We start from the raw sequence: 21,330 nt of genomic DNA on the forward strand, positions 1-21,330 counted from the left end.
AGCTTGTCGAAACCGGCTGTCCCTTGATCTCGACAGGCTCGATCGGCGAAATACAGGCTCGATCAGCGGGTCTGGCTGCCGCTGGTTGAGCTTGTCGGACCCGGCTGTCCCTTGATCTCGACAGGCTCGATCAGCGGGTCTGGCTGCCGCTGGTTGAGCTTGTCGAAACCGGCGAGGCGACCGGCCGGGCGTTCGTACCCAGCCCGCGCACTGTCCAGCCTTCCGCTTCCCAAGCCGCAGCGTCCAGCACGTTGCGCGCGTCCAGCACCGTCCGCCGTCGTACCAGCTGCCCAACGAGGGCCGGCGACATGGAGCGGTACTGGTCCCACTCGGTCAGCAACAGCACCAGTTCGGCACCCTCCAGCGCCCGCCCAGGAGCTGACTCGAAGCGCAGCTGCGGGTAGCGCATCCACGCGTTGTTGATGGCCTTGGGGTCCGTCACCGTCACGTGCGCCCCGGCCGCAGCGAGTTGGAGTGCGACGTCCAGGGCGGGGGAGTCGCGGATGTCGTCAGTGTCCGGCTTGAACGCGGCGCCCAGCACGGTCACCGTCCGCCCGGCCAGGTGCCCGTCGCAGAGGTCGCGGGCGAGCTGCACCGTCCGGCTCCGCTGCCCAGTGTTGATGGAATCCACCAGCCCCATCCAGTCGCTCACCGCACCAACGCCCAGTGAGGAAGCCTGCGTCTTGAGGCTGCGGATATCCTTCGGCAGACAGCCGCCGCCGAACCCCAGGCCCGCGTGCAGATACCGGTTCCCGATACGCGGATCAAGGCCCATCGCCTCGCTGAGCTCGCTCACGTCAGCGCCGGAGGCGTCGCACAACTCGGACATCGCGTTGATGAAGCTGACCTTTGTGGCCAGGTACGCGTTCGACGCCGATTTGATCAGTTCCGCCGTGGCGAAGTTGCAGACCAGCCGCGGAATGCCAGCGCACAGCAGCGGCTCGTAGACGGCATCCAGCACGGCGGTCACACCCCGCGCAATTCCGCTCCCTCGCGCGAAGGCGGATTCCTTGCCGCCCGCCACACCGTACACGAGCCGGTCCGGCACCAGCGTGTCCTTCACTGCGGTTCCCTGTCGCAGGAACTCCGGGTTCCAGCCGAGCAGGACGTCCGGCCGGCGGGCGAGCATCTTGCCGAGCATGTCGACGGTGCCCACGGGCACGGTCGATTTACCGACGACGGCGGCACCGCGGCCCAGATGCGGAAGGAGCGTTCGGGTGGCGGAGACCAGGTAGCTGAGGTCGGCGCCGTCGGAGATTTTGGACTGCGGGGTGCCCACGCAGAGGAAGTGGACCCGGGCGTCTGCGGCATCGGCGAAGTCCGTAGAGAAGGTGAGCCGGCCGGTGGTGCGGCCGTCGCTGAGGAGCTCGTCCAGCCCAGGCTCGAAGAAGGGCGCAGTGCCCCTGGCGAGATGGTCCACCTTGGCGGGGTCGACGTCGATCCCCACCACGGTGTGGCCCATCGAGGCGAGAGTGGCAGCATGCACGGCGCCGAGGTAGCCGCAGCCGATCACGGAGATTTTCACAGGGCGGCTCCTTCGGTGCTGCGGGCTGGGTTGGTACGGAGGGCCTCAGGATCGAGACGCTCAACCGGCGGGGGGCTGTAGATTTCGCTGGTAGGGCCCGTCGAAACCGGCGTACCCGCAATGACTGCCTTGTAATGCCGGACCAGTTCCGCGCTGAGCGCCGGCCACGTCCGGCCCTGGACCGAAGCGTGCGCCGCCGCCGCGAACGCGCGGCGCTTGGCGTCGTCGCCCATCAGGTCCACGACGTGCCCGCGCAGTCCGGCCAGATCGCCGGGTTCGTACAGCCACCCGGTGCGGGAGTTCTCCACCAGATCCAGCGGCCCGCCGCGGCCCGTGGCCACCACCGGCACACCCGATGCCATGGCCTCCTGGATGGTCTGGCAGAACGTCTCGAACTCGCCCGGATGAACGAACAGGTCGAAGGATGCCACCGCACGGGCCAGCTCCTCGCCGCCGAGGAACCCCGCGAACACGGCACCGGGAAGCGCCTCCTCCAGGGCGGCACGCTGCGGCCCGTCACCCACAACGACCAGCCGGGTGCCGGGGATGTCGGCCAGCACCGCCAGGTCCTCCACCTGCTTCTCGATGGCCAGCCTGCCCACATAGCCGATGATCCGTTCGCCGCCGGGAGCCACGGAAGCCCGCCAGCCGTCGTCGCGCTTTTCCGGCGAGAACCGCGCGGTATCCACACCGCGCCGCCACATGTCCACCCGCGGAATCCCGCGGCCGCGCAACTGGTTCAGCGCGAAAGTGGAGGGCGCCAGCGTCCGGGAGGCCAGCAGGTGAATGTTCTCCACCCGGTTCCACGCCCAGTTCTCGAGGAACGGGACCCCATACCGCGCCGCGTAGCTGGGAACCTCGGTCTGGTAAATCGCCACACTCGGGATGCCCAGCTGTTGCGCCGCCTGCGCTGCCCGCCAGCCGAGTACAAACGGTGACGCCAGGTGGACCACGTCCGGTGCGTAATCGGCAAGGATTCTCTTGACCCGGTTCACACCGCCCAGCGCCACTCGGAGATTCGTGTACCCGGCCAGCGGGACGGAGGGGAGCCGGTGCACAAACGCGCCGTAAACAACGTCCAGAACATCTGTGTCCGACGTCGACGGCGCAATCACCATCACCTCGTCTCCCCGCTCCTGCAGATGCTCCAGCACCCGCAGGATGGAGTGCGTAACCCCGTTCATCAGCGGCAGGAATGATTCAGCGACTATTGCGATCCTCACCCCTCCACGGTGTGCCCGGCGTCTGACGTTGCGGGGGAGCGGGCGTGACGGGAAGGGGAAGGTTGGGTTAACAGGAGGGCCGGGGTTTCGACGGGCTCAACCGGCGGGCGGCCAGGGTTTCGACCGGCTCAACCGGCGGGCGGCCAGGGTTTCGACGGGCTCAACCGGCGGGGTCGGACCTCAGGACGTCCGGCAGCTCGTCCACATAAACGGTCTGCGGCGGCTCGAAGTAAATGACGAGGACCTTTTCACCTACAGAGAAGATGCTGGTCTTATCGAACGGGTGGGCGTGGAAGGCGTTGGTTCCGCCGCGGAACGGAAGCATCACCTCGCCGATGGTGCCCGGCCCGATCCGCCCGGTGACCCTGCCGATCTTTCCGGTGAGGCTCCGGTCCACATTCCTATGCACTGGGAGGCTTGGGGGCATGCTTGGCAGGATCCTGACCGTTCTTGAGCGCCGAGGAAAGGCGGGGAAGGAACGTGCCGGCCTGGGAGAGGATGCCGCCGAGCATGCTGTTGACGCCGTCCGCGCCGTTAAGGACCGTCATCTGGTCCACGTGGCCGAACGGTTCCGCGGCGGCAGCCACAATTGCCGGCATGTTCTCCGCCAACTGCTGGGCGATCACGGCGTCCTGGTTGGTCCCGAGTGCCTCGCCGCGGGCCTTGATGCCGTCCGCCTCCGCGAGGGCCTTGGCCTTGATTGCCGACGCGGCTGCATCGCCGCGGGCTTTCGTGGCGGCCGCTTCGGCTTCACCTGTCACGCGGGTTGCCCCCGCGATGGCGGCCGCGGCCGTGGCGTTGGCCTGCGCCTCGACTTCCACCCGCCGGGCGTTGGCCTGCGCTTCGAGCTCGGTCCGCTTGGCTCGTGCTTCGGCGGCGCTGATGTCGGCGGACTTTTGGGCCTCCGCCTCGGTGCGCTGGGCGTAGGCCTTGGCGTCTGCGGGTTTGCGGATGCTGGTCTGCAGTTTCTGTTCCTCGCGGTCCGCCTCAAGCTTGGCCACTTCGGTCTCCTGGACTACCACCTGCTGCCGCGCCGTGGCTTCCGCCAGCGGTCCGGCCTGGGCCGCGTTGGCCCTGGCACGTTCGGCATTGGCCTGGGCAACGGACTGCTTGATGGCCGAGACGCTCTGGGCGTCTGCGATCTGCGCCGCAGCTTCGGCTTCCTTCTCTGCCGCCTCCCGGTTCCTAGTGGCCTCGGCGATGCGGGCCTCCATCTTGACCTGTGCAATGTGCGGTTTCGCGATGTTTTGGATGTACCCCGTGGGATCCTGCAGGTCCTTTATCTGAAGCGAATCAACCACCAGGCCGAGCTTTTCCATTTCCACGCCGCTGGCGCCGCGGACCTGGGACGCGAGCTTGTCGCGCTCGCGGATGATTTCCTCCATCGTCATGCTGCCGATGATGGACCTGAGATGGCCCTCGAAGACGTTGTAGACCTGGCTTTCCATTTTGGGCTGCTGGCCGAGAAACCTTCTGGCCGCATTGGCAATGAAGGCGGGTGCATCGCCGATTTTGTAAATGACCACACCGTCCACAATGACCTGGATGCCTTGGGACGTGACACAAGAAACCTTGAGCTCGGTTTCATTCAGTGTCAGGGACAAGGCCCTGACGGTCTGTAGCCCCGGAACCACGAGCGCACCCTTACCGGTGACGATCTTGAAGTCCATCCCGTCGGTGCCCTCAAGCGTTCCGCGGGTCAGGCCGGAAATGATGAGCGCCTCGTTGGGTTCAGCCACCTTCCACATCAGTTTTACGGCCAGCCAAATAGCGCCGACGCCAACCAGCACCCCAAGGATGATCGATATTAGCGGGAAGAAAGCTGACAGAGCCTCCACGAGTGTTTCCTTTCACATCATTGAAAAAGGTAAAGCGTCGAGCCGGCGGACCTGGCTGCCTGCTTAAGAGACAGTCTTGTCGGCCCGCTATCAGGAAGTCCAGCGATTTGCGGAACACCTTCAGGACGCCTGGGTACTTGGGTCTTCCGGCCCTTGCGGAACGACGGCGGGTGGCCCGGGGCCGGGGCGACCGGCGACTACTCCTGCTGTTCCAGGATCCGCCGGGCGTTCCGCTGGGCCTCCATCTCTTCCGCGGCCACCGTTTGCCCGGCCAGGTAACCGGCCCCGGCCATGATCCGCCTCAGCTCGGCCACGGTGCGCGGCGTGCCCACCCCAAGATGCGCCATCGCGTGGCAGTTCGGGCACAGCGGCACCAGGTCCGCGACCGGATCCAGCTGGTACACGCCGCCGATCTGTGACGCCGGGACGATGTGGTGGACCTGGATGAAGCCCCTGCCGGCCTCGCCGTAGGCAGCTTCGAAGGAGAAGCCGCAGGCGGCGCAGCTTTCCCCATGGTGCGCCACGCAGATCCGCCGCGCGTCGGGGCTGCGCTCGTACCGGTTAACCTGCACCTTGCTGACTGCGCTCTCAGGGTACGTGCCGGGCACGGGATGGGTGGGGTCCGAGGCTGGAGCAGGGCCGAACTCCTTCCATACGTTCCGAATACGCGCGGCGTCGAGCACGTCGAGGACGATGTCCGGCAGGTCCTGGCCGTCCCAGTTCAGACGGGGCAGGGCTTCAGCGAGAGCATGGGGCGGAACCTGGTCGCCGACGGGCAGCAGAGCGTCAAAGGCCACCCGGATGTGCCGCATCGCGGTGGCAGCCAGTTCAGGCTCCCCGCCGCCGGTCCGGACGGTTGGCCCATCTGGTGTCTCAGCCGGCAGGTCCTCCGAGACCACCGTGCCGTGGCCGAGGAGACCGCTGTGGGTGCGGGCCTGCAGCCATAGCCAGGCTTCCGTGCCGGAACGGATGTCCGCTTGGCAAGCCACGCTCCACGTGGCCAGGCACTGGCCCGTTTCCGTCACCAGTTCGACGGCGGCGGCATGGTTCCAGCCGTTCCTGCGGTCGGGGTCCCACGCCAGGATGATGGCTGTCATACGTCCATTCTCCAGTGTTTTTGCCCGGCATGCTCGTGCCCGGCGTGGCCGCGGGACGGGTCTTCAACCGGCGCCGCCCGGAGCCCCGCCCGGGAGACGGAGACCTGCGTCCTAGTCACGGACTGACGGCCGGGCTGAATTTGCCCGTTCCACATCGGCCGCGCTCGCAGCTTGGCCTCGGGCCCTAAGTCCTGCCACGACGCCGTCGACGTCGGCGTCGGGCCGGTTCTGGCTGAGTTTGGTCTTCGCGTCGATCCTTGTGATCAGCAGTTCGACGCCCACGATGGCGCGCAGCTGGCCGGAGACGTAGCGCTCAGGTGCATCGTCCACGGACCAGGGCCGCTCGGCCTCGGCTTCGTTGAGGTCGGTCAGCCGCCTCACGTGATGGCTGAGCCAGGCCGGGTCGTCGTGGATAACCAGCTTGCCGTACACATGGGCGGTGGAGTAGTTCCAGGTTGGTACGACGCGTCCGTGTTCGGCCTTCGATGGGTACCAGGAGGGCGAGATGTAGGCGTCCGGGCCCTGGAGGATTGCGAGTGCCTCCCCGATCGCGGGTTCGGACCACTGGGCGTTGTTCCGTGCGAGGTGCGCGTGCAGCGCGCCGTGTTCACCAATCGAGGGCTCAAAGACGAACGGCAGCAGTGTGGCGAGCAGGCCCTGCGAGGTCATAGTGACCAGATTGGCAGCGGCGGGCCGCGTGAGGAGATCATGGATTGCGTCGGGGCCGGCTGCGAAATGCGTTGGGACGTACATGGGGACTTCCTTTGGTGGATGAAGGATCTGTTGGGTCTGAATCGTCAGGGATTCTGTGCCGGGCGCGGCGGGTTGAGCCGTACGCGGACCGCGATGCCGGCACAGAGGATGACGGCGAGGCCGCCGATGATGGTGGTCCAGGTCAGGCTCTCGCCCAGCAGGAGCCCGGCCCAGCAGATGCTCAGGACCGGCTGGATGAGTTGGACCTGGCTGACCTTGGCCATCGGTCCGATGGCCAGGCCGCGGTACCAGGCGAAGAAGCCAAGGAACATGCTCACGACGCCGAGGTAGGCGAAGGCCAGCCACTGGACCGGGGTAGCGGAAGGCGGCTGCTGAGCCACGGAGAGGGCGCCGAGGAACACCATCAGCGGCGATGCGAGGACGAGGGCCCAGGACACCGTCTGCCACGCGCCGAGCTCGCGGGCCAGCAGGCCGCCCTCGGCGTAGCCGATGGCCGCAGCCACCACGGCTCCGAGGAGCAGCACGTCCGCCCAGTGCAGCTGCCCGAGGCCGCCGGACTGCATGGAAGCGAAGACGATGGCAGCCAGCGCGCCCACGCCGGTGATGAGCCAGAACGCCAGCGGTGGACGCTCGCGCCCACGGAGAACCGCCGCCGTGGCCGTCGCGGCTGGGAGAAGAGCGATCACCACGGCGCCGTGGCTGGCGGGGGTGGTGGCAAGCGCGAAGGACGTGAGCAGGGGAAACCCGACGACGACGCCGGCGGCCACCACCGCGAGTCGGGCCCACTGCATGCCGCGTGGGAGTCGCTGCCGGGTGAGTGCGAGGGCGAAGGCGGCCAAAACTGCGGCTACGACCGCCCGGCCGGAGCCGATGAACAACGGCGACAGTCCTGCGACAGCCACCCGGGTGAAGGGAACGGTGAACGAGAAGGCCGCTACTCCGATGAGCCCCCACCACAGGCCCGTGGGTTGTCGTGGCGATATCACTGGCCGAACTAGCGTAGTAGCGCTACTATTGTCTCTCATGAACAACGATAGCAGTTCCCGAATAGCGACGCGACTGCGGGAATGGATCGCCAAGGCCGCACCGGGATCCAGACTCCCGTCCACGCGGTCACTGGTGGCCGAATACCAGGCCAGCCCCGTGACGGTGCAGAAGGCCCTGCAGACCCTCACGGCGCAGGGCCTGATCGAGAGCCGGCCGGGCGTCGGGACCTTTGTGCGGGCTGTCCGGACCGCACGCCCGTCCGACTACGGCTGGCAGACTGCGGCGCTGCGGTCACCTCTGGCACCGCTGCCCCCGGCCTCCAGCACCATGCGCACTGTGCCGAATGATGCGATCTCCTTCCACTCCGGTTACCCGGACCGCGAACTCCTGCCGGAGCGGCTCGTGCGCGCCGCCCTCGTGCGCGCGGCCCGGGGCGATGCAGCCCTGTCCCGTCCACCCGCCGCCGGCCTGCCGGAGCTTCAGTCCTGGTTCGCACACGAGCTCGGCACCTCGACGCCGGCGGGGACCACACCGCCGAACCCGAGCGACGTCGTCGTACTCCCTGGAAGCCAAAGCGGGCTGAGCTCCATCTTCAGCGCACTGGTGGGCACGGGGCAGCCGCTGCTGCTGGAATCGCCCTCGTATTGGGGCGCCATCCTGGCCGCCGCGCAGGCCGGTGTGCGCGTAGTCCCGGTGCCCAGCGGCCCCGACGGTCCGGAGCCGGAAGAACTGGCCCGCGCCTTTGACGAGACCGGCGCTCGCGTGTTCTACGCACAGCCCAACTACGCGAACCCCACCGGGGCGCAATGGCCCGCCCGGCGGGGCGAACAAGTCCTGGACGTCGTACGCGAGAACGGTGCGTTCCTTGTGGAGGACGACTGGGCCCATGACTTCGGCATCACGACGACCCCCGTGCCCATCGCAGCGCGCGACGACTCCGGCCACGTTGTCTACCTTCGCTCTCTGACGAAGAGCGTATCCCCGGCGATCCGTGTCGCCGCGGTCATCGCCCGCGGCCCGGCGCGCGAACGCATCCTGGCCGACCGGGCGGCGGAATCGATGTACGTCAGCGGCCTGCTTCAGGCGGCAGCGCTCGACGTCGTGACGCAGCCCGGGTGGCAGACGCACCTGCGCGGCGTCCGCCACCAGCTTGAGTCCCGCCGGGACCTGCTGGTCACCAGCATGCGCGAGCACGCCCCGCAGGCGCACATCGAGCAGGTTCCCAAGGGGGGTCTGAACCTCTGGGCACGCCTGCCGGACGGGACCGACCTCGAACAGCTCACCCGCGATTGCGAGAGTGCGGGAGTCATCATCGCCGCCGGCACCGAATGGTTCCCTGCCGAACCGGCGGGGCCCTTCATCCGACTCAACTACGCCGGACCCAACCCGGGTGCCTTCCCGGAAGGGGCCCGCATTATTGGCCAGGCCATCGAACGCAACGGCCTCTAAGAATCGGGCAGCGACGCAGGAGGCCGTCATCCGCTTGGAATGCGCCCGCTGCGGTCCTGGCGGAAGTCCCGGCACGCGAAACGGCCGCCCCACCCGAAGGTGAGGCGGCCGTCGTCGTGCTTCAGGTCCGAAAGGTTTGGACCTTAGGTGTTCTGCACGTGGTCCTTCGCATCCGTGGCGCTGGACTTGACGTCGGAGACGGCCGCCTGGCCCTCTCCCTTGACGTGGTCAGCAGCGTCGGTAGCGGTCGCCCTGACGTTCTCCATGGCTTCCTGGGCCGGTTCCTTCAAGCCCTGGGCCATGTCCTTGGCGGCTTCGGTCAGCTGGGTGGTGACCGGTTCCGCTGCGGTCTTCAGGGCGTCGGCAGCCTCGCGTTCTTTCTCGCTCGGCGGGATAAGGGCCGAGACAAGCAGGCCCGCGCCGAACGCGATCAGCCCGGCTGCCAGCGGGTTGCCCTGCGTCTTCACCGCTGCCTTGTGCGGGGCGTCGCTGATGGCCGCGCCGGCGTCGCCGATTGCGGATCCGGCGGTGCCCGAGACCGAATGGACGTTGCCTGAGGCGTGGTCCGCAGCTCCCATGACTTTCTCCTTCACTCCAAAGACGGCGTCCTTGACCTTGTCAGTCTGCCTGTGGACGATGTTGGACGGTGATACTTTGTCGGCGACCGCGTCCACGTTGGTGCCGAGGCGTGCACGGGTCGTTTCGATGTCGGCGCGGATGGCGTCCGGGTTTTCACTCATCGGTGGTCTCCATTGGGTTTCAGGGTGGGCGGGATTTCCTGGACGGTCTCAACGGTCTGGGGCATGCCCTTGATGGCCTTGAGTTCCTTGCGTCCTACCGATGCCAGCACTGCGGCGATGATGCCCCAGATGACTGCAACGACGACGGCGGACCAGCCGAGGCCCATCAGCTCGCCGAGGGCGTACCAGAGGGCGATGGACAGGAACAGGAGCACGAAGTGCCCGGCCACGCCGGCGCCGGCGAGCATGCCGCCGCCCTTGCCGGCCCGGGTGCCGGACTGCTTGAGTTCGGCCTTGGCGAGTTCTATTTCCTGCCTGATCAGGGTGGACAGGTCCCGGGTGACTTCACCCAGGAGATCTCCCAGGGACGTCGAATCCGCCTTGGCATGCGCGGCAGTGGAGTGGGTCTCCGGTATCTGGCTGCTCACAGGTGGCGTCCTTCGCCTTCGGCAAAGGGGTCATCGACGTCACGCAGCGGAACTCCTGCCGGGGAACCTCCCGGAAGGGTTTGCGCCGAGGCCGGACCTGCCATGCCGGGCCGAGCGGGCTCCCCGAAAGCAGGCTCGCCGAAAGCGGGCTCCCCGGCGGCCGGTTCGCCGTACGCGGGGGTGCCGTAGGTCTGCTCCCCGTAGGCCGGCTCGCCGAAGGCGGGCGCACCGAGTGCGGATTCGTCGTAGAACGGCTCACCTATGCCGGCTCCGACTGCGGTTTCCGTGACGGGCGGCTGAACCGGCTGGGGCGGAACGGCGGTGCCGGTTGCCGGGGTAGCGGCGGGGGCCCCGGCCTGCAGGCTCCTGCCCAGCCGGCCCGCAAGGACGCCTGCGCCGGCAGCGAGGAGCAGGAAGGTGCCTGGGCGCTGGCGGGCAAAGGACTTCACTTCGTCCAGCAGCGACCCCGGATCCCTGTTGTCCAGCCATGATGCTACGGACTGTGAGCGCTCTGCCGCCTGGCGGACGAGGTCCGAGGCGACGCCGGGCTGATCCGAGGCGTTGGCCATGTTATGCAGTTCGCCGGAAATGGACCGAAGTCCCTCGGCTACCTTCTGCTGCTGGGTGCCGGCCTGGCTTGTCAGATCGGACTTCGCCTGGTGCAGGAGATCCTTGGCATTGGTCTTCACTTCGGAAGCCACATTTGCTGCCTCGGCCTTGGCGGTGCCTGCCACATTCTGGGCGGCGCCGGCGGCCTGGCCAGCCACATTGGCGGCTTCTTCCTTCGCCGTGTCGGTCTTCGAGGCTGACGCCGGGCTCCCGGAGGAGACGCCCGAGCCGTAAGCCGGTGAGTTCGGTGTAGCCGGGGGAACCGTGAGGCTCCCGTCCTGCGGCCATTGGTTCTCTGTCATCTTCGCTCTCTCTTTCCGAAAGGGTCAGCTGCTGTTCAAGAACCAGCGTTGCTGGCATGCAATGGTAAGCATGTTTACTAATAAATAGTAAGCACCCTTGTCTTTTTTCTTGACTTGCGATGGAGATTTTCGGGATTGCCGCCGCTTTCAGCGGGCGCCGGCGCCACGTCACCAGGGTCGGCGCCCCCTTGCTGGCCGGCCTTCCGAAAACATTAAAATGCTAAGCAGGCTTGCCAATACGATAGTAAGCATGCTTAGGGTGTAGATGCGAGGTTGACCTTCAGAAATCTCGCCAGCGGACGGCCGGTTCCTCAGCCAGAGGTATCCCTGCCACCGGGCCGCACCGGCAAAGCGCCCGCAACATCAGGGCGTCCAGCCCAGCAAGCCAGTTGCATCAATAGTCAAGATCCAAGGAGACAAGAATGCTCACCAAGGAACATATCGACGACCTGCTCCAGCGGGATGGAAACATCCTCTCCACTGACGGGGGCAAGATTGGCTCTATCGGCCAGATCTACGCGGATGACGACAACGGCCAGCCCACCTGGGTGACGGCGCGGACGGGCCTCTTCGGGACTTCCGAGTCCTTCGTTCCCCTTGAAGGCGCCCGCGTCGATGGTGACAACATCGTGGTCCCTTACACGAAGGAACAGGTCAAGGACGCCCCGCGGGTGGACACAGACGGCCACCTTGAGCCCTCGGAGGAGGAACGTCTGTACGACCACTATCAGCTCAGCGGCGGCGGGACCTACCCGGACGCCACATCAGGCACGGACGCCACAGCAGGTCAGGGCACTGGCGGTGTCATCGACCGCGACACCGAGTCCTCGAACCCAGAGCGGTCCTCGAACACAGAGCGGTACTCGAACACGGAGCGCGACGCCGGCTTTGCTGCAAGTGGCGGCACCTACAACGCAGCGGACGAATCAGGCACGGTGGGCCGGGACACTTCGGGCCCCACCACGGACGACGCCATGACTCGTTCCGAGGAGCGCCTCAACGTGGGCACCGAGAGGCAGGCCACCGGCAGGGCGCGGCTGCGCAAGTACGTGACGACGGAAAATGTCACGCAGACGGTACCGGTGCGTCGTGAGGAAGTACGGGTGGAACGCGAACCCATCACGGACGGGAACGCAGGTGACGCAATGAGCGGACCGGACCTCAGCGAAGAGGAACACGAGGTAATCCTCCACGAAGAACGGCCGGTCGTGGACAAGGAGACTGTGCCCGTGGAACGGGTCCGCCTGGACACCGAAACCGTCACGGACGAGGTCACAGTTGATGAGGAAGTCCGCAAGGAGCGCATCGAGACCGACGGCGTTGACGACACCCGTCGCTGACACGCAAAGCACGGGGGCCGGGCGGTACCGGCCCCCGTGGTCGCGGCGGCCGGGGCATTGCTCCTGACCAACTCAGGCTTGAGAAGGAAGGACGGAACCGATGGTCCCGAATGCTGACGCCGAGCCGTGGGGGCCCCATCACTTGCTGTCCATGGCCGCCCGGCTCATCCAGCGCCGACAGGATCAGGCCCTTGCTGACCTGGGCCTCACCCATGCGGCCGTCATCGCCCTTCAAGGCCTCGCGGCCGGGCCGCTCAACCAGGAGCGGCTTGCCGCCGACATCAAAGTCCGCAGCCAATCGCTGGGCAGGGTGCTCGCGCGGCTTGAGGGAGCCGGGCTTGTTTCCCGCCGGTCCAGTTCCACGGACCGGCGCAGCAACGAGGTGGCGATAACGGAAGCCGGGCTGCAGGCTCTGGCGGCAGCCCGGAGGGTGGAGAACGAGGCCCTGCCTCCGGACATGGTTGGCGGCACTGTGCTCAGCCGGGAGCTCTCGCGGGTGATCAGCTACTTTCCCGGTCCGCCCAAGGCAGAGGCAGTCCGTTCGGGGAAAACAGAACCTGAAGAAGTGCGCCCAGATGAATCAGTGGCTGAGACCGCAGAGAAGGCGGGGCCGCCGGAAAGCAGTCCGGAAAACTGAATGCGAAGAAGCGCTGTGCCCGCTCCACCGCCTGGTGGAGCGGGGGCAGTGCTTTTTACTGCTTTCTTCTCGTGTTTTTCAAGACCCGGCAGCGAGGCTGCCCTTGGCCATCGGGTCCGGCCAATTGCCGATGAAACCGGCCATCGGGTCGGGCCAGTTACCGATGCGTCCGCGCATGGGGTCGGGCCAGTTGCCGATGCCGGCGCGGGAAGGGCCGGAGTGGCTGTGCGCGCTTCCGGACGAGGGCAGGGGGCAACGGGACGCAGCGAGCATCGAGGCGTGGGTAGACATGACATGTTCTCCTTGACTGAACTTTGGGATCCGTACGCCGGTGGCGCAGGTGGTCGTTTCTGCCGTTATGAAGGCAGAGTTGACCTGTTCAGTCGGGGGAAGACCCCGGATCGAATGCCGGACTGGAAGGCAGCGCAGTGGCGGCGTCGAGGACGCGCGCCCCGAGGTCCCGGGAGAAGTTGCGCCACGCCCCTGTGACATCTGCAGCCTGCCCGCCCGGGCCGTCAGAGCCCGAGAGCGAGGAACCGGACTCGCCCTGTGTCGCGGCGAGGTAGGCGTGCTCCGGGGCGAGCGGGGTGTGCACGAGCGGCCGCGCATGGAGTGTGACTGCCGCCAGGGGGCGTCCCGAGGACGTCATGGCAAGCTGCGCCAGCGTCTGGCCGCGTGAATCGGAGTCCGCAAAGTTGGCGCCCGGTGATGCCGGTGCGGCGTTCTTTGCGACGGATACTCTTCCCGTCGTGGACGGTGCCTCAACCACGGAAGCCGCCGGAGCTTTGGGTTCACCAATTGACGGCGAAGGAACCGCCGCCGCCGGGCGTTCGGCGTCGGGAGCGGGAACCGGCCGCGGCTCCGAGGGGAGCGGTGTGGGAACGGTAGGAACGTCCACAGACGGGACCTGGACCCCAGGAAAGGTGACGCCCGGGACCTGGACCCCTGGAATGGTGACGCCCGGCACGGGGACCTCGGGAACGGTGACGCCCGGCACCTGGACTACCGGTACGGTGACGTCCGGCACCGGGATCCGTGGCAGCCGCGGATCCACTGAGGCAAGGGCATCATTTACGGTGCCAACGACTTTGTCGACCTCGGACAGCACCGGCGCAGCCGTCCCGGTCACGGTGGAAACCACCCCCGATGCCTTCCCGATGACTGCCTCGGCAGAGTCGGTCACCGCTGAGATCGCTGCGGTGACGGGACGCGTGGCTCCGGGAAGCGCTGGAACCGCCGGGAGGACACTGGAGACGGCGGTGCGATGACCGGTGTTCCGGCCGGTGTTCTGTCCGAGGGCTCCTGTCACTGCCGCGGCCACGTCACCGGCCAGGCCGGACCTGAGGGGCTTGGCGAGTAATGATCCGGAATTCAGCGACCCTGAACTGAGCGTTCCGGTGTCCGGAGACGATGCCGTCGCCGGTCCTGCACCCCAGATGAGCCAGGCCAGCGCGATCACTGTGGGCAGCAGGAGCGCGCGCAACGATATGGCGCAAAGAAGACGCAGGCTGCTGCCCATTCCGATTCACCCCCCAGAGGCAATGGGAGATCAGCATATGCCCGGGCGCCGGTTCCGTCCAGAGTCAAAATATTCGCCTGCTTACTATCGGCAGGCTGGCGGGCAGAACAACCCTGATGGCGATGCCCGTTCCGCCGTAAAATTGATGTCAGAGGTGTTGGAGTGATGTCTGGATCGATCGTCGTCGTCCTGGTAATCCTTGCCGTAATTGCAGCGCTGGCAATCATCGGCACGGTCGTGGTGGTGTTGCGCGACGGTCGCGGCAATGTCCCGTCCGAACCGCCTCAACGGCCCTGGACTGCGGGCAATCTGCCGAGCCTGCCGTATTCCCTGATCCGCTTCTAAACGCAAGGGACGCCGTCGAACCGCCGGACCCGGCGCGGGTCTCACGACGCTCCGCCACGAGGTCCGGTTCAGCTGACAGTACCCGGTCGCAAAGTTGGTGCAGCCGCCCACGGACTTTCGTGTGGCACCTGCACCAACCGGTAGTACGAATACTCAGATTAGATATCTACTCATTCGCGGCTCCTAGTTCCCGGGCGTTCGCGTTCCGGGTTATTTCCTGTCCTCGGCCAGATGCCGCGAGAACATCCAGCCGGCGGCAATCATCAGTACACCCACCACCAGGAGGGTCCAGCTGTCCGTCATGTTCAGCGACAGGAAATTGGCCGCCGAATCCACGCCGACACTGAGCCCGTAGATGCTGAGGATGATGTACAGCGCCCCGGCGCCCATGAGGAACCTGCGCGCACCCATTTCATTGCGTGACATGGCCCAGCCGGTTCCGCCGATGACCAGCTGCACAATGTTGAGCAGCATGGATACCTGGAACAGGCCTAGGAACATGGCGTGCGAATCAGGCCCAAGGAACATCATTTCGCCATAACGTGCGGTAATACCAGGGATGAACCCCAGGACACCAACCACCAACGCGACAATACCAACACCCATGCCAACGTTCTGGACGTCTGTCCGACCAAAGTGAACGCCGTGTGCATGTGGGGATGCGGTAGTCATTTTCTGCCTCCAACCACTGATTGCGGACACAGTAATTTTACGTCGGTACGCCCGAAAAAGCGCTGGGCGTTGCCTGCATAGAAGCCTGCGCGGATTCACTCCGGCCTGTCTTCTGCCGGCATTGAGCCTGTCGAAATCAGGAGAGCCAGGCCGCCCGTGGCACGATGGGACACGATGAAACTGCGCGCTGATCAGACCGGAGACCGTGGCCTTCCCATGCCCTTGTGGCTGCAGGGCGGGCTGGAGTCGGCCCAGGCGGCGATAATTTCCGCGCTGGTGGTCGTCGCCCCTATCGTGGCCGTGTGGGCAACGTCCGGTTTCCAGGACACACACGTCGACGTATTGGCGCGGCTTGCCGGCCAGGCCTGGCTGGTCATTCACGGGGTGCCCCTGTACCTGACCGTCGTCGCCGAGGGGGCTGCGGCCCGGCCGGAAACGGGCACGCTCTCGCTGATTCCCCTGGGCCTGACGCTGATACCGTTCCTGCTGGCCTGGCGGGCGGGCCGGCGCCTGGCCCGGGCCTCCTATACTGACCAGCTCTGGCAGGCGCTGCTGGGGTCCTGGCTCGTTTATTCTGCCTTCGGTGTGGCCACGGGATTTGTCTGCCGCACGGACGACGTTGGGGTCTTCCTCTGGTGGGCTGCGCTACTGCCGCTGGTTCCCTTTGCCCTGGGCATGGTGATCGGTGCGCGGCGCGAGGCTGGCTCGTGGAGCCGGCTGATCGGCGTCGACGCCGTTGACTGGATCGCCCGGACCAGCCAGCATTCACGCTGGGCGGGATCGTACTTGGCCTCTGCCGCGAAGGCCGGGTTCGTGGCCATCATGGCGGCGCTCGCCTTGTCGGCGGCCCTGCTGGCGGTGGATCTCGTCATCCACTGGAACCTGGTGGTGGCTGTATATGAAGGGCTCGACGCCGGGGCCATGGGAGGCGCGGTCCTCACCATCGCACAGCTCGGCTTCATTCCCAACCTTGCCGTCTTCGCGCTCGCCTGGGTGTCCGGCTCGGGCTTCGCCCTCGGTGCTGGTTCACAGGTGGGCCCGCTGGGCACCGCAGCCGGGCCGCTTCCATCAGTACCCGTGCTTGCAGCAATTCCCGCCGGACCGCTGGATTACGGCCTCGTGGCGCTGGTGGCGCCGGTACTCGCCGGTGTCCTGGCCGGCTGGTGGTTCCTGCGTGAAGGCGAGAACCACCTCGACGAGTGGCTGTCCATCAAGGTCCGCGTCCGCTGGTTCACGGCCGCCGCCTCGACGCTGTTCCTCGGCATCATCATCGGCGTCGCCGCCGGCCTGCTGGCCGGCGTCCTGGCGTGGATTGCGGGCGGCTCGGCCGGAATCGGCCGGCTCACGGAGATCGGCCCCGACCCCTTGTGGACGGCAGTCTGGGTGGCAGCGGAAGCGGGCATCGGCGTCGTCGTCGGTTACGCAGCCGGGCCGTGGCTGGAACGCCGCCAGCAACTGCGGGAAGCCGACCTCGGGACGGCACCGGGCAAGTAGCCCGTACACTCAGCGGAACTGGCCGGGCATCGAGTTCTCAAGCTGGGCGCGGCAGTCGTTGCTCGCCTGGCTGGTCAGGGCGTGGCGGGCGCACTGCTGGTAGTCGCGCACCTGGTTGAAGAACAAGGCGGAGGCCAGCACCAGCAGCACCATCACGGCGGACACCACCAGGCCCGAGATGGTTCCGAAGAGCACCAGCCTGGATTCCTTGAGCCTGACGGCACGGATGAGCACCATGATCCCCAGGATGATCCCGGCCACGGTCAGGATTGACGCCAGCCACAGGTAGCCGACGTCCAGCTGGAAGACGAAGAACGAGCCCAGCACCGCCACGATGAACATGCGAAAGAGGGTGTGCGTCTTCAGCAGCGAGGACTTTGCGTCCTCGCTGAGCGGATGCCTTGTCCGCTGTGAGCCGTTCGGGCCGGGGGTGGGGTTCATGTTTTCCAGCCTACGCGAGCGGCCGCATAAGCTGGAGCAATGCGCATCGTAGTCCTCGTCTCCGGAACCGGCTCCAACCTCCAGGCTGTCATCGACGCAGTGCAAGCGGGGCAGCTGGACGTGGAGATCGCCGCGGTGGGGGCGGACCGGCCGGGAACGTTCGGGGTGGAGCGCTCGGCCGACGCCGGGATCGACACGTTCGTGGTGGACTTCAAGGCCTATCCGGACCGTGCCGCCTGGAACGCCGCTCTAACGGAAGCCGTGGAGGCGTACCAGCCGGACGTTGTGGTTTCCTCCGGTTTCATGAGGATCGTGAGCCCGGAATTCATCGACGCGTTCGACGGGAAATACCTCAACACGCACCCCGCCCTGCTGCCGTCCTTCCCCGGCGCCCACGGTGTGCGGGATGCCATGGCCTACGGCGTGAAGGTGACGGGCTGCACCGTTCACTGGGCTGACGCGGGCGTGGACACGGGGCCCATCATCGCCCAGGAAGCCGTGGCCATCGAGGACGGCGACACCGAAGACACCCTGCATGAACGCATCAAGGTGGTGGAACGCCGGCTTCTGGTGTCCACCCTCGCCGAGCTGGCCGTGGCGCACTCTCCCAACTAGCTCGAAACGCTATTCGAGGCGGCGCTGCCTGGTTTCGGGGGAGAAGAACATCATCCACAGCACGGCCAGCGCCACCAGGCCGCCGGCGAGGGCGAATGATGTGGCCAGCCCCAGCTCGGGCCAGAAGTAGTTCGCGAAGATCAGCGGGCCGAAGCCCGCGCCCAGCCGCGAGAACGTGGACGCCCAGCCGAAGCCGGTGCCGCGCAGCTCCGTGGGGTATAGCTCGGAGACGTAGGTGTAGAGCACCGGAATGGCCACCTGCACCACGAAGCCGAACACCAGCAGCCAGAACACGGCCGCCGTCGGAATGTCCACCACAAAGGCCACGATCACCAGCGTCAGGGCGGACAGCGGTCCGGTGATGGCCAGCAGCCACTTGCGGCCCATCCGCTCCACCAGCAGCGCCGCTGCCACCACGCCAAGAAGTCCGACGGCGGCCATCCCCGCCGTCGTCAGGAACGCCTTGTACTCGGCGAACCCGGCGCCGATTAGAATGCGGGGCATCCAGGTCAGGGACAGGTAGTAGACCAGCAGGATACTGAAGAACAGCGCCCAGGCGGTGGCGGTGATTTTCCAGTTGAACTGCCAGACGCCGCGCAGCTGCTGCCAGGCGCTGCCGGCCGATAGTCGCGGGACGGCCCCGGGATCGGGCAGGCTGTAGGCGCGAGGCTCCGCGCCGGTGGCCAGGACCAGATCGTCGATGACCTTGGCGGCTTCCTCGCGGCGGCCCTTGCGGATGAGGAACAAGGGCGATTCGGGGACGCTGCGGCGGATCCAGAAAACCAGCAGGGCTGGCAGTACCATCACCAGCATGGTCAGGCGCCAGTCCGCGAAGGCCGCCACCAGCCCCGCCGAAACGAAGCCGCACAGCGCGGCTCCCACCGGCCACCACCCGTCCATGGCGGTGAGGACCCTGCCGCGCTGCCGGCGCGGAGTGAACTCGCCCACGAGCGCGTAGTCCACGGGGATACAGCCGCCCAGGCCGAATCCGGCCATGAAGCGGAAGACGCAGAACCAGGTGAAGTCGGGGGAGAACGCCCCGAAAACGGTGAACAGCGAGAAGATCAGCAGCGTGGCCGTGAAGGCCTTCTTGCGCCCGATGGTGTCGGCGATGGTGCCCCAGATAAACGCACCGAGCGCCATGCCGATCAGGTTGGCCGTGCCGATCCAGCCGGCCTCGCCGGGGGTGAGCTGCCAGTGGGTGGACAGCAGCGGAATCAGGATGCCGTTCAGCGTCACGTCCCAGGCATCAAACATGAATCCAAGGCCGCCGATCACGAAAATCCGGCCCTGCACCTTCCAGCGCCACGGCAGTTCCTGGACCACCTGTTCGCCGCTGGGCACAGTGGTGTAAGTGTTCATCTCGGCCTCCTGTTAAAACCTTACGTTGCGGCGCTCCGGAAGTGGGCGGCCTTCACACTCGGGCGGGCAGGAAGGACACGTCCGGCAACGCGATAAACTGGCCCTATCCCCACCAACCGCGGCAACAACCGCGTAAAAAGACGGAGACCTTTGTGAGCTTCACGCAGCTAGACCGTGTTCCCATCCGCCGAGCCCTGATCTCGGTTTACGACAAGACCGGTCTGGAGGAGCTGGCCAAGGGCCTGCACGCAGCAGGCGTCAAGATCGTCTCGACCGGCTCCACGGCCAAGAAGATCGCCGCGGCCGGCATCCCGGTCCAGGAAGTCGAGGAAGTCACCGGCTCTCCGGAAATGCTGGACGGCCGCGTCAAGACCCTCCATCCGCGCGTGCACGGCGGTATCCTGGCCGACCGCCGCGTTCCGGCCCACATGGATACCCTCGCCAACATGGAGATCGAAACCTTCGACCTCGTGGTGGTGAACCTTTACCCGTTCGTGGAGACCGTCAAGTCCGGCGCCGCCCAGGACGACGTGGTGGAGCAGATCGATATCGGTGGCCCCGCGATGGTGCGATCCGCCGCGAAGAACCACGCCGCCGTCGCGATTGTGGTTGATCCCACGTTCTACGGTGAGGTTGTCCGCGCCGCCGGTGAAGGCGGCTTCGACCTGAAGACCCGGCGCCGGCTGGCCGCCAAGGCCTTCGCGCACACCGCCACCTACGACAACGCCGTGGCCACCTGGACGGCGAGCCAGTTCCTGGACGAAGACGGCGACGGAATCATTGACTGGCCGGCCTACGCCGGCCTTGCGCTGGAACGCTCCGAAGTTCTCCGCTACGGCGAAAACCCGCACCAGCAGGCCGCCCTGTACGTGGACAGGGCAGCCCCCGCCGGCATCGCCCAGGCCGACCAGCTGCACGGCAAGGCCATGAGCTACAACAATTTCGTGGATGCCGACGCCGCCCTGCGCGCAGCCTACGACTTCACCGAGCCCGCCGTCGCCATCATCAAGCACGCCAACCCGTGCGGTGTGGCCGTCGGCTCGGACTCAGCCGAAGACCCGATCGCGGACGCCCACGCCAAGGCGCACGCCTGCGACCCTGTCTCCGCCTTCGGCGGCGTAATCGCAGCCAACCGCACCGTCACTGCCGGCATGGCCCGCACCGTGGCCGGCATCTTTACCGAAGTGGTCATCGCCCCCGGCTTCGAGCCCGAAGCCGTCGAGATCCTCTCCAAGAAGAAGAACATCCGCCTCCTGTCCCTCCCGGAGGGCTACGGCCGCTACCCGGCAGAAATCCGCCAGGTCTCCGGCGGCGTTCTGGTCCAGGTCTCCGACAAGGTGGACGCCGAAGGCGACAACCCCGCCAACTGGACCCTCGCCGCCGGTGAAGCTGCGGACGAGGCCACCCTCGCCGACCTCGCCTTCGCCTGGACCGCCTGCCGCGCAGCCAAGTCCAATGCCATCCTGCTCGCTGCAGACGGCGCTGCCGTGGGCATCGGCATGGGCCAGGTCAACCGCCTGGACTCCTGCAAGCTTGCCGTTGAGCGCGCCAACAGCCTGGGCGTCACCGTGACGTCCGACGTCGACGCCGCCGGCGGCGCCGCCGGCACCGACGCGAGCGGGGCGCCGGAGCGTGCCCGCGGCGCCGTGGCTGCCTCGGACGCGTTCTTCCCGTTCGCCGACGGCCTGCAGATCCTGGTCGACGCCGGCGTCCGCGCCGTGGTCCAGCCCGGCGGTTCCGTCCGGGACGATGAGGTCATCGCGGCAGCCAACGCGGCAGGCATCACGATGTACTTCACGGGCGCGCGCCACTTCTTCCACTAGAGCGCAGTTTCCACTAGAACGCAGTGAAACGTCGACGGCGGTTGCCCCCTTATGGGGACAACCGCCGTCGGGCTTTAACTTGATTCAGTCGTCCTCAGGTGACGGTCCTGCTTCACCTTGGAGGCCTGGTTCACTTTGTGGGCCGGGTTCCCCTTGAGGGTCCGGTCGGC

22 protein-coding genes are annotated in these 21,330 nt (G+C 66.7%); 7 read left to right on the forward strand and 15 right to left on the reverse strand.

All coding sequences use genetic code 11. The features are described from left to right. Nucleotides 1–130 precede the first annotated feature (130 nt). From AC1DDG_RS20045 to AC1DDG_RS20075, 7 genes are all read right to left on the reverse strand, one after another. Nucleotides 131–1,525 (reverse strand): UDP-glucose dehydrogenase family protein, encoded by a 1,395-nt coding sequence (locus AC1DDG_RS20045; protein ID WP_476877445.1) that lies wholly within the window; start codon nucleotides 1,523–1,525, stop codon nucleotides 131–133. Beyond that, nucleotides 1,522–2,748, reverse strand: coding sequence for a glycosyltransferase family 4 protein (locus AC1DDG_RS20050; protein ID WP_476877446.1), 1,227 nt, complete (start codon nucleotides 2,746–2,748; stop codon nucleotides 1,522–1,524). The genes AC1DDG_RS20045 and AC1DDG_RS20050 overlap by 4 nt, the downstream gene beginning before the upstream one ends. Nucleotides 2,749–2,908: 160 nt before the next feature. Continuing rightward, nucleotides 2,909–3,157, reverse strand: a complete 249-nt coding sequence (locus AC1DDG_RS20055) for a hypothetical protein (RefSeq protein WP_476877466.1) — start codon at nucleotides 3,155–3,157, stop codon at nucleotides 2,909–2,911. Further along, the gene (locus tag AC1DDG_RS20060) at nucleotides 3,150–4,586 is read right to left on the reverse strand and encodes a flotillin family protein (RefSeq protein ID WP_476877447.1); all 1,437 of its coding nucleotides are present in this window, start codon (nucleotides 4,584–4,586) and stop codon (nucleotides 3,150–3,152) included. Before AC1DDG_RS20060 ends, AC1DDG_RS20055 begins: the two co-directional genes overlap by 8 nt. Nucleotides 4,587–4,783: 197 nt before the next feature. Beyond that, nucleotides 4,784–5,683: an HNH endonuclease gene (locus AC1DDG_RS20065; RefSeq protein ID WP_476877448.1), complete on the reverse strand. Its 900-nt coding sequence runs from the start codon at nucleotides 5,681–5,683 to the stop codon at nucleotides 4,784–4,786. A gap of 111 nt (nucleotides 5,684–5,794) precedes the next feature. After that, nucleotides 5,795–6,436, reverse strand: coding sequence for an FMN-binding negative transcriptional regulator (locus AC1DDG_RS20070; RefSeq protein ID WP_476877449.1), 642 nt, complete (start codon nucleotides 6,434–6,436; stop codon nucleotides 5,795–5,797). 44 nt (nucleotides 6,437–6,480) lie between these two features. Next, nucleotides 6,481–7,422, reverse strand: a complete 942-nt coding sequence (locus AC1DDG_RS20075; RefSeq protein WP_476877450.1) for a DMT family transporter — start codon at nucleotides 7,420–7,422, stop codon at nucleotides 6,481–6,483. Between AC1DDG_RS20075 and AC1DDG_RS20080 the strand changes: the two genes are divergently transcribed. Then, complete coding sequence (locus AC1DDG_RS20080; RefSeq protein ID WP_476877451.1) at nucleotides 7,421–8,833, forward strand: aminotransferase-like domain-containing protein; 1,413 nt, start codon at nucleotides 7,421–7,423, stop codon at nucleotides 8,831–8,833. The two genes, AC1DDG_RS20075 and AC1DDG_RS20080, sit on opposite strands and share 2 nt — an antisense overlap. 143 nt (nucleotides 8,834–8,976) lie before the next feature. On the opposite strand, the gene AC1DDG_RS20085 is transcribed toward AC1DDG_RS20080, so the two are convergent. The 3 genes from AC1DDG_RS20085 to AC1DDG_RS20095 are packed head-to-tail and all read right to left on the reverse strand — an operon-like array spanning nucleotide 8,977 to nucleotide 10,912. Then, entirely contained in the window at nucleotides 8,977–9,573 is a 597-nt protein-coding gene (locus tag AC1DDG_RS20085; RefSeq protein WP_230117072.1) for a DUF3618 domain-containing protein, read from the reverse strand. Continuing rightward, the gene (locus AC1DDG_RS20090; protein ID WP_230117073.1) at nucleotides 9,570–10,001 is read right to left on the reverse strand and encodes a phage holin family protein; all 432 of its coding nucleotides are present in this window, start codon (nucleotides 9,999–10,001) and stop codon (nucleotides 9,570–9,572) included. The genes AC1DDG_RS20085 and AC1DDG_RS20090 overlap by 4 nt, the downstream gene beginning before the upstream one ends. Continuing rightward, nucleotides 9,998–10,912 (reverse strand): hypothetical protein, encoded by a 915-nt coding sequence (locus AC1DDG_RS20095; RefSeq protein ID WP_476877452.1) that lies wholly within the window; start codon nucleotides 10,910–10,912, stop codon nucleotides 9,998–10,000. The genes AC1DDG_RS20090 and AC1DDG_RS20095 overlap by 4 nt, the downstream gene beginning before the upstream one ends. A gap of 422 nt (nucleotides 10,913–11,334) precedes the next feature. Here AC1DDG_RS20095 and AC1DDG_RS20100 point away from each other — a divergent pair, with 422 nt between their 5' ends. Both AC1DDG_RS20100 and AC1DDG_RS20105 read left to right on the forward strand, forming a co-directional pair. Continuing rightward, nucleotides 11,335–12,252 (forward strand): PRC and DUF2382 domain-containing protein, encoded by a 918-nt coding sequence (locus tag AC1DDG_RS20100; RefSeq protein ID WP_476877453.1) that lies wholly within the window; start codon nucleotides 11,335–11,337, stop codon nucleotides 12,250–12,252. Between the two features lie 100 nt (nucleotides 12,253–12,352). After that, entirely contained in the window at nucleotides 12,353–12,889 is a 537-nt protein-coding gene (locus AC1DDG_RS20105) for a MarR family winged helix-turn-helix transcriptional regulator (protein WP_476877454.1), read from the forward strand. Between the two features lie 78 nt (nucleotides 12,890–12,967). Here AC1DDG_RS20105 and AC1DDG_RS20110 read toward each other — a convergent pair whose 3' ends face one another. Both AC1DDG_RS20110 and AC1DDG_RS20115 read right to left on the reverse strand, forming a co-directional pair. Beyond that, nucleotides 12,968–13,180: a hypothetical protein gene (locus tag AC1DDG_RS20110; protein ID WP_230117077.1), complete on the reverse strand. Its 213-nt coding sequence runs from the start codon at nucleotides 13,178–13,180 to the stop codon at nucleotides 12,968–12,970. Nucleotides 13,181–13,268: 88 nt separating this feature from the next. Next, nucleotides 13,269–14,408, reverse strand: a complete 1,140-nt coding sequence (locus AC1DDG_RS20115; protein WP_476877455.1) for a hypothetical protein — start codon at nucleotides 14,406–14,408, stop codon at nucleotides 13,269–13,271. Nucleotides 14,409–14,573: 165 nt separating this feature from the next. On the opposite strand from AC1DDG_RS20115, the gene AC1DDG_RS20120 reads away from it, so the two are divergent. Continuing rightward, nucleotides 14,574–14,753 (forward strand): hypothetical protein, encoded by a 180-nt coding sequence (locus tag AC1DDG_RS20120; RefSeq protein WP_230117184.1) that lies wholly within the window; start codon nucleotides 14,574–14,576, stop codon nucleotides 14,751–14,753. 210 nt (nucleotides 14,754–14,963) lie between these two features. Here AC1DDG_RS20120 and AC1DDG_RS20125 read toward each other — a convergent pair whose 3' ends face one another. Then, entirely contained in the window at nucleotides 14,964–15,425 is a 462-nt protein-coding gene (locus tag AC1DDG_RS20125) for a DUF4383 domain-containing protein (protein ID WP_476877456.1), read from the reverse strand. Between the two features lie 174 nt (nucleotides 15,426–15,599). Between AC1DDG_RS20125 and AC1DDG_RS20130 the strand changes: the two genes are divergently transcribed. Beyond that, nucleotides 15,600–16,919, forward strand: a complete 1,320-nt coding sequence (locus AC1DDG_RS20130) for a cell division protein PerM (RefSeq protein WP_476877467.1) — start codon at nucleotides 15,600–15,602, stop codon at nucleotides 16,917–16,919. A 9-nt stretch (nucleotides 16,920–16,928) separates the two neighbouring features. Here the strand turns inward: AC1DDG_RS20130 and AC1DDG_RS20135 are convergent, their stop codons facing one another. Continuing rightward, the gene (locus AC1DDG_RS20135; protein ID WP_230117080.1) at nucleotides 16,929–17,360 is read right to left on the reverse strand and encodes a hypothetical protein; all 432 of its coding nucleotides are present in this window, start codon (nucleotides 17,358–17,360) and stop codon (nucleotides 16,929–16,931) included. Between the two features lie 39 nt (nucleotides 17,361–17,399). Between AC1DDG_RS20135 and purN the strand changes: the two genes are divergently transcribed. Further along, a complete protein-coding gene (purN, locus tag AC1DDG_RS20140) occupies nucleotides 17,400–17,975 on the forward strand; it encodes a phosphoribosylglycinamide formyltransferase (RefSeq protein WP_476877457.1) in 576 nt (191 codons plus the stop codon). A gap of 9 nt (nucleotides 17,976–17,984) precedes the next feature. Here the strand turns inward: purN and AC1DDG_RS20145 are convergent, their stop codons facing one another. After that, a complete protein-coding gene (locus AC1DDG_RS20145; RefSeq protein WP_476877458.1) occupies nucleotides 17,985–19,337 on the reverse strand; it encodes an MFS transporter in 1,353 nt (450 codons plus the stop codon). Nucleotides 19,338–19,489: 152 nt separating this feature from the next. Between AC1DDG_RS20145 and purH the strand changes: the two genes are divergently transcribed. Beyond that, nucleotides 19,490–21,160 (forward strand): bifunctional phosphoribosylaminoimidazolecarboxamide formyltransferase/IMP cyclohydrolase, encoded by a 1,671-nt coding sequence (gene purH / locus AC1DDG_RS20150; RefSeq protein WP_476877459.1) that lies wholly within the window; start codon nucleotides 19,490–19,492, stop codon nucleotides 21,158–21,160. The last annotated feature ends 170 nt before the right edge of the window (nucleotides 21,161–21,330 follow it).

This window comes from Arthrobacter sp. 10L430, assembly GCF_056395245.1.

Coding starts and splice junctions, on each gene's coding strand:
- AC1DDG_RS20065 (WP_476877448.1), bottom strand. CDS start 5,683: ATGACAGCCATCATCCTGGCGTGGGACCCCGACCGCAGGAACGGCTGG.
- AC1DDG_RS20070 (WP_476877449.1), bottom strand. CDS start 6,436: ATGTACGTCCCAACGCATTTCGCAGCCGGCCCCGACGCAATCCATGAT.
- AC1DDG_RS20080 (WP_476877451.1), top strand. CDS start 7,421: ATGAACAACGATAGCAGTTCCCGAATAGCGACGCGACTGCGGGAATGG.
- AC1DDG_RS20075 (WP_476877450.1), bottom strand. CDS start 7,422: ATGAGAGACAATAGTAGCGCTACTACGCTAGTTCGGCCAGTGATATCG.
- AC1DDG_RS20085 (WP_230117072.1), bottom strand. CDS start 9,573: ATGAGTGAAAACCCGGACGCCATCCGCGCCGACATCGAAACGACCCGT.
- AC1DDG_RS20095 (WP_476877452.1), bottom strand. CDS start 10,912: ATGACAGAGAACCAATGGCCGCAGGACGGGAGCCTCACGGTTCCCCCG.
- AC1DDG_RS20100 (WP_476877453.1), top strand. CDS start 11,335: ATGCTCACCAAGGAACATATCGACGACCTGCTCCAGCGGGATGGAAAC.
- AC1DDG_RS20105 (WP_476877454.1), top strand. CDS start 12,353: ATGGTCCCGAATGCTGACGCCGAGCCGTGGGGGCCCCATCACTTGCTG.
- AC1DDG_RS20110 (WP_230117077.1), bottom strand. CDS start 13,180: ATGTCTACCCACGCCTCGATGCTCGCTGCGTCCCGTTGCCCCCTGCCC.
- AC1DDG_RS20115 (WP_476877455.1), bottom strand. CDS start 14,408: ATGGGCAGCAGCCTGCGTCTTCTTTGCGCCATATCGTTGCGCGCGCTC.
- AC1DDG_RS20120 (WP_230117184.1), top strand. CDS start 14,574: ATGTCTGGATCGATCGTCGTCGTCCTGGTAATCCTTGCCGTAATTGCA.
- AC1DDG_RS20125 (WP_476877456.1), bottom strand. CDS start 15,425: ATGACTACCGCATCCCCACATGCACACGGCGTTCACTTTGGTCGGACA.
- AC1DDG_RS20130 (WP_476877467.1), top strand. CDS start 15,600: ATGAAACTGCGCGCTGATCAGACCGGAGACCGTGGCCTTCCCATGCCC.
- AC1DDG_RS20135 (WP_230117080.1), bottom strand. CDS start 17,360: ATGAACCCCACCCCCGGCCCGAACGGCTCACAGCGGACAAGGCATCCG.
- purN (WP_476877457.1), top strand. CDS start 17,400: ATGCGCATCGTAGTCCTCGTCTCCGGAACCGGCTCCAACCTCCAGGCT.
- AC1DDG_RS20145 (WP_476877458.1), bottom strand. CDS start 19,337: ATGAACACTTACACCACTGTGCCCAGCGGCGAACAGGTGGTCCAGGAA.